The sequence below is a fragment of the Prevotella sp. P4-51 genome, assembly GCF_002251455.1.
Classification (GTDB): domain Bacteria; phylum Bacteroidota; class Bacteroidia; order Bacteroidales; family Bacteroidaceae; genus Prevotella.
The window spans coordinates 58,783-71,415 of sequence record NZ_NPJM01000069.1 but is presented as its reverse complement, the minus strand read 5'-3'; the positions used below and the strand labels follow the sequence as shown (position 1 = coordinate 71,415).

The following is a 12,633-nucleotide window of genomic DNA, read 5'->3' as shown; positions in this document are numbered from 1 at the left end:
GCGACAGTGAAAAAAATCGAGAAACGCCGTTCCATTACGGAGAATTTTAGTACTTTTGCAGACAACAAATCAATTATTAACATTATATGGACGATTATCACGCGGAAAATTCTAATCTGTAAGCCGGAGTAAGCTTCATGTGCCTATGCTCCGACCCATTACCCATTTATTAACACGGAGACGAACGACATGAAGACATTTTGGAATATAGACAAGAATCTGACTGCCATCAAGGAGTGGCAGCCCAACTGCTGGATACAAGTAACCTGTCCCACCGATGAAGACCAGCAAGAGCTGGAACAGCGGTTTAATATCCCCGATTATTTCCTTTCCGACATCAGCGATACCGACGAGCGTGCCCGCTATGAGTACGACGACGGATGGATGCTCATTATCCTGCGTATTCCCTATGTCAAGGAGGTGCGCTCACGCACTCCCTACACCACCGTGCCACTGGGTATCATCCACAAGCGCGATGTGACCATCACCGTGTGCTATTACGAGACCAACATGATGATTGACTTCGTCTCTTACCAGCAGAAGCGCGGACAGGGTTTCACCGACTATGTCGACCTTATCTTCCGCCTCTTCCTCTCCAGTGCCGTCTGGTATCTGAAGCGGCTTAAGCAGATAAGTCTGCTCATTGAGAAGGCCAAGCACAACCTGGACCATGGCGTCAACAATGAAAGCCTCATCGGCCTGTCGCGTCTCCAGGACTCACTTACATACTTCATCACATCCATCCGAGGCAACGAGACGCTGCTGTCCAAGCTGAAATTCAAGCTGCAGGTCGACGAGCTCGACGCCGACCTCATCGAAGATGTCAACATCGAGATGTCGCAGGCACGCGAGACCACCAACATCTACTCCGACATCCTCGAGTCGACGATGGACACCTATTCGAGCATCATCAACAACAACATGAACACCACCATGCGTACGCTGACCTCCATCAGTATCGTCATGATGTTGCCCACGCTGATATCTTCACTCTTCGGAATGAACCTCATCAACGGTATGGAAAACTACCCCTATGGCTTCATCATCGCCATCATCATTTCCATACTCGTTTCGGGCTTCACGTGGTGGATATTGCGCTTCAAACGACTATTATAACCCCAAAACGATAAGAAATATTAATATTTGTTAGGTCATTAGGAACTTTTTCATTAAGTTTGCAACCTACATAATAACAAATATAGTGGAAACCGATAATCATAAACTAAACAGTGATATGATGGACTCTCAAGACAACGTCCTGAAACAGGACATTACTGAAGAAGCAGTGGCAGCCCAGCCTGCCAACGTAGACAACGACACCGTGGCCGAAGCCGGCAATGCCCCCGCGACAACGGCAGTGGACAGCGAGCCCGATACCGAGGCTGCACCGCTGAAGATGTATGCCTCCAAGCACGAGGTACTCGAACGTGTCAAGGAGCTGGCCCACAGCGACGAGACTCCCGCCAAGGACGAGGTAGACCATCTTAAGACGGCGTTCTACAAGCTGCTCTTTGCCGAGCGCGAGGCCGACCAGAAGACATTCATCGAGAACGGTGGCGACCCCGAAGCCTACGTGATGAAGACCGACGACAGCGAGGAGCAGTTCAAGGCCGAGATGGGACTCATCAAAGAGAAGAGAGCCAAGGCTTTCCAGCAACAGGAAGAGGAAAAGAAGGCAAATCTGCAGCGCAAACAGCAGATCATAGAAAAGATAAAGATGATGTCTACATCACCCGAAGAGGCCAACAAGTCTTACAACGACTTCAAGGCGCTCCAGCAGGAATGGAAAGACATCAAGGCAGTGCCCGCCGAGAAGGCCAACGAGCTGTGGCGCAACTACCAGCTCTATGTCGAGCAGTATTATGACCTGCTCAACCTCAACCGCGAGCTGCGCGAGTATGATTTCAAGAAGAACCTGGAGCAGAAGACACTGCTCTGCGAAGCTGCAGAGAAGCTCGCCGACGAGCCCGATGCCGTCAGCGCTTTCCATCAGTTGCAGGAGCTCCACCAGCAGTATCGCGAGATAGGCCCCGTGGCCAAGGAGCTGCGCGAGCAGATTTGGGCACGCTTCAAGGCAGCCTCTACCGTCATCAACAAGCGCCACCAGCAGCACTTCGAAGAGCTGCGCGCCAAGGAAGAGGAAAACCTGACACGCAAGACCGCACTCTGCGAGAAGGTGGAAGCCATTGCCAAGGAGGAAAACAAGAACGCCACCGACTGGGAGAACCACACCAAGCAGATTATAGACATCCAGACCGAATGGAAGACCATCGGCTTTGCTCCGCAGAAGATGAATGTCAAGATATTCGACCGCTTCCGCGCCGCCTGCGATGACTTCTTCGGCCGCAAGGCTGAGTTCTTCAAGACTCTGAAGGAGAAATTCGCCGAGAACACCAAGAAGAAGAAGGAGATGGTAGAACAGGCCAAGGCCCTCATGGACTCTACCGACTGGAAAGCCACCTCCGACAAGCTCATCAAGCTGCAGAAGGAGTGGAAGACCATCGGCATGGTGCCCAAGAAGGTGGGCGACCAGCTCTGGGCCGAGTTTGTAGCCGCCTGCAACAAGTTCTTTGAAGCCCGCAATGCCGCCACCGCCGGCACACGCAACGAGGAACAGCAGAACCTGGACCGCAAGAAGGAAATCATAGCCAAGCTCAAGGAACTGCTCGACAGCACCGCCGACAACGTGCAGGCCACGCTCCAGCAGCTCATCGACGAATACGGCAAGATAGGCCACGTGCCCTTCAAGGAGAAAGACAAGCTCTTCAAGGAATACCACAAGGTGGTCGACGCCCTCTACAAGCAGCTCAACATCTCTGCCAGCAAGCAGCGGCTTGACAACTTCAAGTCCAGCATCAAGAGTATGGCCAAGCAGGGCGAAGATATGCTCGACAATGAGCGTGGACGACTCATGCGCAGATACGAGCAGCTCAAGTCGGAGATAACGACATACGAGAACAACCTGGGCTTCCTCAACGCCAGCAGCAAGAAGGGCAACAGCCTGATAGACGAGATGAACCGCAAGGTCAACAAGCTGAAGGACGACCTCGAACTTATCCGTCAGAAGATTAAGGCCATCGACGCCGAGAACAAGTAACCGTCAGACACGATTGACATACGCCATCCCTCTGCCCCACCCTGGCAGAGGGATTTTTGTTTCCCCACGTGCCGCCATCACCGCGAAGTGACTGCGGCGCCACCCCAACCCGTCGGGGCTTGCCGCCCCAAGCGCCGTGACGTCCTCTATCCTGATTGCAGGGCGCGAAATGACTATTGCGGGGTGTGAAATCATCGTGGCAAGGTACGAAATGACGATTTCACGACACGAAACCATCTTTATGGGCATGGGCTGTGGCTTTATGGGCATGGGCTGTGGTTTTATTGTCATGGGCTGTGGTTTTATGGGCATGTCATTCGCGGTGGGTTCAACCGGTTGTGGTTTTATTGTCATGGGCAGCGGTCTGGCGCCTGCTGCCACCCACTTATATCCTGCCACGGCAAAAAGAGGGGCGGTTTGCTTGTCTGCCTAAAGGGAAATAAGTAACTTTGCAACACCAATTCATACACCGTTAACAGTCATGGCACGCAACAACACATGGATATACCACCTCGTGGCCTTTGCCACCGTAGCGATATGGGGCTGCACCTTCGTATCTACCAAGGTACTGATGCTCAACGGGCTCTCGCCGGCGCAGATATTCACGCTGCGCTTCCTCATCGCCTATGTGATGATGCTCGCTGTGTATCACTCACGGCTGTGGGCCGACTCGTGGCGCGACGAACTCAAGATGATGCTGCTCGGCATCAGCGGCGGTTCGCTCTACTTCCTCAGCGAAAACGAGGCGATGAACTTTACCTCGACCACCAATACCTCGCTCATCGTGTGCTCGTGTCCGCTCTTTGCCACGCTGCTGGTGAGGCTGGTCTACCGTTCCACTACGCGCATCAGCATGATGCAGTTGGGCGGTTCGCTGCTCGCCTTTGCCGGCATGGTCATCGTGGTGCTCAACGGGCGCTTTGTGCTCCACCTCTCGCCCCTTGGCGACGCGCTGGCGTTTACCGCCTGTCTGAGCTGGTCGGTCTACTCGCTGCTCATGAAGTGGGTATCAGCCAAGTATGGTGCCGCCTTCATCACCCGCAAGGTCTTCTTCTACGGCGTGCTGACCATATTACCTTATTATATATTCTACCCCACGCTCCCCACCGCTGCCGTGCTCACCAAACCCGTGGTAATGGGCAACCTGGCATTCCTGGGCTGTCTGGCGTCGATGATTTGCTTTCTCACCTGGAACTGGTGCATCTCCAAGCTGGGCGCGGTGAAAGCCACCAACTGGGTATACTTCAACCCCATCACCACCATGATTTTCGCCTCGTGGGTGCTGGGTGAGAAGATTACTCCCTACTTCCTCGCCGGAGCCACCTGCATCCTGTTGGGCATGTTTGTCGCCGACCGCAGCACCAAGACCAACAACTGACGCCCGCTTTTTTACCTTCGCGACAGCCCCAATCTCCATCATCGCCAACATTTTCGGCGGCAAAGGGCCTATGATTAGGAAAAAAATACCTAATTTTGTAATTTGATAGGTTGTCTGTCAATGCGAAAGAAGCCACTACGGCGACTGCTTTCACAGAATTTCAACAAACAAGAAGTATGACTCACGCAGATACACTGAAACACTACACACGGCGGGTGCTGCGCGCGACGGGGATAGCCGTCGCCTCGCTGCTGGCACTGCTGTTGCTCATCACCATACTACTCTACCTGCCACCCGTACAGAACTGGGCGGTGCGCCAGGTCTCTGCCTACGCCTCCGAGGCTACGGGCATGGACATCGGCATCGACCATGTGCAGCTGGCATTCCCCCTCGACCTCGAAGCCAAGGGCATACACGTGGTACAGCCCAACGACTCGACCCAAGCCGCCGACACCATAGCTTACATCCACCGCGCCGTGGTCGATGTGCAGTTCTGGCCGCTGCTCACGGGTGTGGTCAATGTAGATGAACTGGCGCTCGAGAAGATGCTGCTCAACACCGGCACCCTGATACACGAGGCGCGGGTGAGCGGACGCATCGGCGCCCTCACCCTGGCTTCCCATGGCGTAGACCTCTGCCGGAGCGACATGAGGATAGACCGCGCCCTGCTCGACGGCGCCCTGCTCGACATCGAGCTGAGCGACACCGTGCCGCCCGACACCACACCGTCGGCCAATGTGTGGAAGATTGCCGTGGAGAAACTCGACATCAACCGCTCGGCGCTTACCCTGCACATGCCCGGCGACACCCTGCGCATAGGGGCACAGATTACCGCTCTCAAGGCGCGCCAGGGCTACTTGGACCTGGGCAAGGGCCTCTACCGTGTGGGCAGCCTCAGCCTCGACGACAGTGGCGTGAGCTATGACAACCGCGCCATAGACCCCGTCGAGGGGCTCGACTACAACCACCTCGCCCTCAGCCATCTGTCGTTGGCTGTAGACTCGGTCTTCTACTGCGCTCCACGCATCGAGGCGGTAGTGCGCAGCGCGGCATTTGCCGAAAAGAGCGGGCTCAGCCTTACCTCGCTCGCCACGCGCATAGCCATCGACTCGCTGACGATGCACCTCCCCACTCTCGCCCTCACCACCACCCACTCCAGCGTCAAGGGGCGCGTGGATATGGCCTTCAACGCCTTTGACAGCCGCCATCCCGGCAAGATGAACATAGACCTGCGTGCCTCGCTTGGCCGTGGCGACATCGTCTGTGGCGCATCGTCGCTGATGCCCAAGGCGCTGCTGCGCAGTCTGCCCGACCATCCAGTCAACATCAGTATGGCCATGAGCGGCAACATGCAGAAGGCGCGCCTCTCTCGCATGGACATCACGTGGCCCACAGTGGTCGACCTGAGTGCCAACGGATTTGTGGGCAACCTCAACGACACCGACCGTCTCAGCGCCGACATCAAGGTCAAGGCCCAGACCCACCAGCTCAACTTCATCACCCAAGCCCTCGCGCCCGCAGTGGCACGGCAGATACGCATCCCCAGCGGCGTGCGGCTGCAGAGCCACATCACCGCCGACGGCCCCCACTATGCCGCCACCCTCGACATGACCGAGGGCCGTGGAGCGCTCAAGGGCAAGGCAGAGATAGACACACGGCGCATGGCATACAGCGCACGGATGGCAGCACGTGGGTTGCAGGTGGCACACTTTGTACCTTCAGCGGGCGTAGGCACCCTCACCGGCTCGCTGACGGCACGGGGCACGGGCACCGACATGCTCAGTCCGCGCACCCGACTGCAGGCGCGCGCCGAGCTGGGCCAGATAGACGTGGCTGGACAGCGCATCGGCGACACCCACGCCACCATCGACATGGCGGGAGGCCACATCCACCTCAACGCCGCCGGCAACAATCCCCTCTTCGACGGCCAGCTGTCGTTTGCCGGCATCGCCAACGGCAGCCGCATCCGTGGCACCTTTGCCTGCGACCTCGACAAGGCCGACCTGCACCGTCTGGGCATCGCCGACAATGCCCTCGACCTGGGCGTATGCTCCCACATCGACATCAACACCAATCTCAAAGACCATCTCAGCATCCTGGGCAACGTGGGCGAGATACGCATCCACTCCAGAAACCATACCTTCCGCCCCGAAGACATAGACTTCGACGTGCTCGCCACCCGCGACACCACCCATGCGCTCATCAGCAGCGGCGACTTCAGACTCGATGCCGACGCGTGTGGCGACTACAACGTGCTGCTGCATCATATCCAACTGGTAAGCCAGGAGATGCAACGCCAGACCCGTGAGAGATACATCGACCAAGTGCGCCTGCGCCAGCAGCTGCCCGAGGCGCGCATCTTCCTCAGCAGCGGGCGCAACAACGCCTTCTCGCGCTTCCTCAAGTGGAAGGGCTACGAGACCGCAAGGCTGCTGGTCGACGTAAACTGTTCGCCTGTACAGGGCATAAACGGACACATAGACGCCGACTCGGTGGTGGCTGCCAAATTCCTGATAGACACCGTGAGGGTGGCGGTGACGAGCGACTCGGTGCGCACCCGCTACCAGGCGCGGATAAGCAACAACAAGCGCAACCCCGACTACACCTTCACGGCGCTGCTCAATGGCGGCGTGTTTGAGCGTGGCGCCTATGCCGCCGCCCAGGTCTTCGATGCCCGCAACCGGCTCGGACTGCGGTTCGGACTGGCTGCCGCCATGCAGACCGAGGGCATACTGCTGCACCTCTATGGCGAGCCGCCCGTGCTGGGCTACAAGCAGTTTGCTGCCAACAAGGACAACTTTATACTCTTTGGCGACAATGAGCGCATAAAGGCCAACCTCAAGCTCACCGCTGCCGACGGCATGGGTGTGCAGCTCTACTCAGACGACACCAACAGTGACGCCCAGCAGGACCTCACGCTCTCGCTCGCCAAGTTTGACCTGCACAAGGTGCTCTCGGTCATCCCCTATATGCCCGACATTGAGGGCATGATGAACGGCGACTTCCACATCGTCAAGACCGAAACCGAGCTGTCGGTATCTTCTGCCGTGACGGTCGACAACATGAAGTACGAGAAGTGCGACATGGGCAATCTCGGCAGCGAGTTTGTCTACATGCCCAAGAACGACGGCTCTCATTATGTCGACGGCATGCTGCTCTGCAACGGCAACGAGGTGGGCACCATACAGGGTACGTACAAGTCGGAGGGCGACGGATGGCTCGATGCCACCATGGGTCTGCAGCGTATGCCTATGCAGCTCGTCAACGGCTTCATCCCCGACCGCCTCATCGGTCTGCGCGGCTATGGCGACGGCACCCTCTCCGTGCGCGGCCAGCTCGACAGCCCCATCGTCGATGGCGAGGTATATCTCGACTCTACCTACCTCTTCAGCGAACCTTATGGCGTGCAGATGCGCTTTGCCGACGACCCCGTGCGCATCGTCGGCAGCCGGCTCCTGTTTGAAAACTTTGAGATGTTTGCCAACAACGACGCGCCGCTCAACATCTCGGGCAATCTCGACTTTACCGACCTCGGCAACATGATGCTCGATATCCGTATGCGCGCCGAAAACTTCAAGATTATCGACGCCAAGGAGAACGCCAGGTCTGAAGCCTACGGCAAGGCCTTCGTCAACTTCTACGGCATGATGAACGGCCCGGTAGACAACCTGCGCATGCGCGGCAAGCTCGACGTACTGGGCAACACCGATATGACCTACGTGATGCGCGACGCCGAACTCACCGCCGACACGCAGCTCGACGAGCTGGTGCAGTTTACCAACTTCCGCGACACCACCAAGTCAGAGCCCGTGCAGCGCCCCGCCATTCGCGGCCTGGATATGCAGCTGAGCATGTCGGTCGACGAGTCGGCCCACATCATGTGCATGCTCAACGCCGACCACTCCAACTACATCTCTCTGATAGGCGGCGGCGACCTGCGCATGGGCTACAACCCCACCGACGAGCTCACCCTCACCGGCCGCTACACCCTCTACAGCGGCGAGATGAAATACTCGCTCCCCATCATCCCGCTCAAGACCTTTGCCATACAGGATGGCAGCTACATCGAGTTCACGGGCGACCCCATGAACCCGCAACTGCACATCACCGCTACCGAGAGCGTCAAGACCACCGTAAGCGAGGGCAGCAGCAGCCGTGCCGTAGACTTTGACTGTGGTGTCAAGCTCACCCAGACGCTCAGCAATCTGGGCCTCGAGTTCATTATCGACGCCCCTAACGACATGACCATCAGCGACCAGCTCAAGACGCTCACCACCGAGGGTCGCAGCAAGGTGGCGGTGACCATGCTCGCCTCGGGCATGTATCTCACCGACGGCAACACCAACCAGTTTACGATGAACAACGCCCTGTCGTCGTTCCTCCAGAACGAAATCAACAATGTGGCTGGCAAGGCGATGCGCTCGATGGGACTCGATCTCGGCATGAGCATCGACAACACCAACACATCGGACGGCATGCACACCGACTACAATTTCAAGTTCTCCAAGCGTCTGTGGAACAACCGCTTCAGCGTCAACGTGGGCGGAAAAGTGTCGACCGGCGCCGACATCGACATGCAGCAGGGCAACAACGATATGTTCTTCAACAAGGTAGAGCTCGAATACCGCCTGGACCGCAATGCCAGCAAGTATCTGCGCGTGTTCTACGACAACAACAAGTACGACTGGCTCGAAGGCCCGCTGGGTGAGTATGGCGTAGGCTTCGTATGGAAGCGCAAGCTGCGCCATTTCCGCGACATCTTCTTCCTCGACAAGAAGGAGACCATGCCCGCCCCCGCCCCCAAGCAGACCGACGGCAAGCAACCCACACCCCCTCAACCCACTAATCAGGAAGACAATGAGAAAGACAAGAAATAAGATGACCGTCGGCATGGCGCTGGCTGTGGCGGCACTGATGGCGGCTGGCTGCTCCACCACCCGGGCGCTGCCCGAGGGCGAACAGCTCTTCACCGGGCTCAAGCCTATCGAGTATACCAACTACGAGCCGTGCCAGCATGCCGAAGACACCAAGATAGAGATGGAGTCGGTGCTTGCCTCTACGCCCAACGGCGCCCTCTTTGGCAGCAGCTACTACCGCTCGCCGTTCCAACCCAAGCTGTGGGTATGGAACGCCTTCTCGCAGAGCAGCTCGCCCTTGGCGCGGTGGATTACGCGCGCCTTCGGAACCAAGCCCAAGCTGATGAGCGAGGTCAACCCCGCCCTGCGCGTGTCGGTGGCCGAGAACCAACTGAAGAAGTACGGTTACTTCAACAGTCATGTCAGCGCCCAGGAGATTACCGGCTCCAACCCCAAGAAGGCCAAGGTGGCCTACACGGTGGATATGGGTCGTCTGTGGCGCTACGACTCTATCCAGTATGTGGGCTTCCCCACCCATGCCGACAGCCTGCTCCACAGCGCCGACGACCAGGCGCTCATAGGCAGGGGCAACCCCTTCAGCGTGGCTTCGCTCGACCAGGAACGCCAGCGGCTCAGCACCCTCTTCCGCACCCACGGCTACTATTACTATCAGCCCGGCTACGCCACCTATCTGGCTGACACCATCAACAAGCCGGGCCAGGTCGACGTAAGACTGCAGCTGGCCGACAGTCTGTCGCCGCAGGTGATGCAGCAATGGCACATCGGCAACATCGGCATCGACTTCCGCCGACAGTTTGGCGACGTGCTGCAAGACTCCATCCACTTCCGCCACCTCACCGCACGCTTCAACGGACGCCGCTCGCCCGTGCGTCTCGGTGCCATACTGCACGATGTCAAGCTGCGCCACGGCAGACTCTACAGCAGCGACGACGAGGCACAGACGATGAAGGCCATCCAGAACACGGGACTCTTCAGCTACAGCACCCTCAGATTTACGCCACGCGACAACGACACCCTCGACCTGCAGCTCGACCTGGTGATGGACAAGCCCTACGACTTCTACATCGAAGCCAACGCCAAGGGCAAGACCACCGGACGCATGGGACCCGAGCTGGTGGCTGGTCTCGTCAAGCGCAACGCCTTCCGCGGCGGCGAGCGCCTCGACATCAATATCCACGGCTCCTACGAGATGCAGACAGGACACAGCGCCGAGGGCAGCCAGAGCGGCATCAAGTCGTATGAATATGGCGGCGACGTGGCTCTGGTCTTCCCCCGCATGCTCACCCTGCGCAGCCTCTTCACTCCCAACAAGATGCGCATGCGCCGCATCGGACGCTGGTATCGCTACGGTGTGCCCACTACCACCATCAAGGCGTCCAAGAACGTGCTCCACCGTGGCGGGTACTTCAAGCGCCACGTGCTCTCGGGCGAACTTACCTACGCGTTCCAGTCGTCGCCACAGTCACGCCATCAGTTCAGCCCGCTCATACTGTCCTATGAGTACATGCAGCGTCAGACCCAGGCGTTTATCGACCTGCTGGAGCGCAACCCGTATCTCAGCGTGTCCATGCGCGACCAGTTTGTGCCCAAGATGTCCTATACCTATACCTACAACAGCCCTTCTACGATGCGCCACCCCATCAGCTGGGAGATAACTGCCAGCGAGGCGGGCAACCTGCTGGCTGCGGCGTATACCATGATGGGCGAACGATGGGCCGAGCGCAACAAGACGATGTTCAAAAACCCCTTCGCCCAGTTTGTCAAGCTCCAGACCGATTTTGTCAAGAAGTGGCGCGTCACCGACAAGTCGTCGCTGCTGGGCCACGTCAATGCCGGCGCCGTAATCAGTTATGGCAACGCGCAGAGTGCGCCCTATTATGAGCAGTTCTATATAGGCGGTGCCAACAGCGTGCGTGCCTTCAACGTGCGCAGCATCGGCCCAGGCCGTTACCATCCCAGCGACGCCAAGCTCTCGTACATCGAGCAGACGGGCGACCTGAAGATACTGGGCAACCTCGAATACCGCCCGCAGCTCTGGGGCTCGCTCTACGGCGCCCTCTTCCTCGACGCCGGCAACGTGTGGTCACTGCGCGACAGCAGCAATCGCCCCGGCAGCAAGTTTGAAGCCCGCAACCTCTTCTCGCAGATGGCTGTGGGCACCGGTGTGGGTCTGCGCTACGATGTGGGCATCTTCGTGCTGCGCGTAGACTGGGGTATAGGTCTCCACGTGCCCTACGACACTGGCAAGAGCGGTTTCTATAATGTCAGCAGCTTTGCCGATGCGCAGAGCCTCCATCTGGCGGTGGGTTATCCGTTCTAATGGTCACATTATTCACCTCACTCGTCAGCAACCCCACCACTCTACAGCCCGTCGCCATCAATCTGCCACCGCCAGAGGATAGAGATGGCATCCCAAGACAACCATAGGGCATACAGCCCCTACCTGCCACACGACGGCAGTTGCCACCTGAGGCGTCACCGACTTGCGCAATAATTGTGCAAACCAGTGACGCCTCATGGGTATGGCTGCATACGGGATATACTCTCAACTATATGACTATCAATCATCATCGCCAGCAACACCGCCATCAATATTTTTTTGAAAATAATCAGAGAAAAATTTGGCGGAATGAAAACCACTTCGTAAATTAGCACACAAGAACATCAATTAAAAACCCAAAGAAATGTATAAACAAGTATTTCTATTACTCCTTGCACCTTGGGAATGGTATATTAGCCTCCATGGAAACCCAAAGGGGGTGTACACCGCAAAGTTCTTAACGCATCTCGCACATGAAATAAATGTTATTTTCGAACCGGATAATTCTGGAGGAACTATGAGGGGCGTTGCAGCAGTCCTCAACAAAAATGGCATAAAGGGCAAATTCGTTTCTGGGACAGGCTATATAAAAGACGAGATTGACTTTGGATTACCCGTATTATTTGCCGCTGACAAAGAAAAATCAAACGAAGATGGTCACATGTGGTTAATTGATGGATATAAGTATGATATTGAGGAATACGATGACATTTGGCGCTTTTTTGAAGACACTATCTACATAGACCCAAATGTTCCACGCGAAGGTACTATCATACGCGAACGTCGGCAAGTATATTGCAACTATGGTTACCAAATGAATTGGGGATGGGATCTCAATGACTTTATCCATGCACGTGATGAGGATAACACTTATTATGCGATTGGTAATTTTAGACAATATACCAAAAACTACTATTATTTCAGACGTGAACAATGACAATTATTAACATATAAAACGATA

At 56.7% G+C, this 12,633-nt stretch carries 7 protein-coding genes; all 7 read left to right on the top strand.

Features of this window, described 5'->3' with window-relative positions; all coding sequences use genetic code 11:
* Positions 1 to 189 precede the first annotated feature (189 nt).
* The 7 genes from CIK94_RS12900 (at position 190) to CIK94_RS12870 (ending at position 12,609) form a co-directional block, all read left to right on the top strand.
* Positions 190 to 1,116, top strand: coding sequence for a magnesium transporter CorA family protein (locus CIK94_RS12900; protein ID WP_022310858.1), 927 nt, complete (start codon positions 190 to 192; stop codon positions 1,114 to 1,116).
* 118 nt (positions 1,117 to 1,234) lie between these two features.
* Positions 1,235 to 3,097 (top strand): DUF349 domain-containing protein, encoded by a 1,863-nt coding sequence (locus tag CIK94_RS12895; RefSeq protein ID WP_094423276.1) that lies wholly within the window; start codon positions 1,235 to 1,237, stop codon positions 3,095 to 3,097.
* Positions 3,098 to 3,233: 136 nt separating this feature from the next.
* Entirely contained in the window at positions 3,234 to 3,530 is a 297-nt protein-coding gene (locus tag CIK94_RS14205; protein ID WP_144008410.1) for a hypothetical protein, read from the top strand.
* A 48-nt stretch (positions 3,531 to 3,578) separates the two neighbouring features.
* Positions 3,579 to 4,475: a DMT family transporter gene (locus CIK94_RS12885; RefSeq protein ID WP_094386310.1), complete on the top strand. Its 897-nt coding sequence runs from the start codon at positions 3,579 to 3,581 to the stop codon at positions 4,473 to 4,475.
* A 176-nt stretch (positions 4,476 to 4,651) separates the two neighbouring features.
* The gene (locus CIK94_RS12880; protein ID WP_094423274.1) at positions 4,652 to 9,352 is read left to right on the top strand and encodes a translocation/assembly module TamB domain-containing protein; all 4,701 of its coding nucleotides are present in this window, start codon (positions 4,652 to 4,654) and stop codon (positions 9,350 to 9,352) included.
* On the top strand, positions 9,333 to 11,672 hold the full coding sequence (locus tag CIK94_RS12875) for a BamA/TamA family outer membrane protein (protein ID WP_094423273.1): 2,340 nt from the start codon (positions 9,333 to 9,335) through the stop codon (positions 11,670 to 11,672). The genes CIK94_RS12880 and CIK94_RS12875 overlap by 20 nt, the downstream gene beginning before the upstream one ends.
* A gap of 364 nt (positions 11,673 to 12,036) precedes the next feature.
* Positions 12,037 to 12,609, top strand: a complete 573-nt coding sequence (locus CIK94_RS12870; protein ID WP_094387778.1) for a C10 family peptidase — start codon at positions 12,037 to 12,039, stop codon at positions 12,607 to 12,609.
* Positions 12,610 to 12,633: the final 24 nt, after the last annotated feature.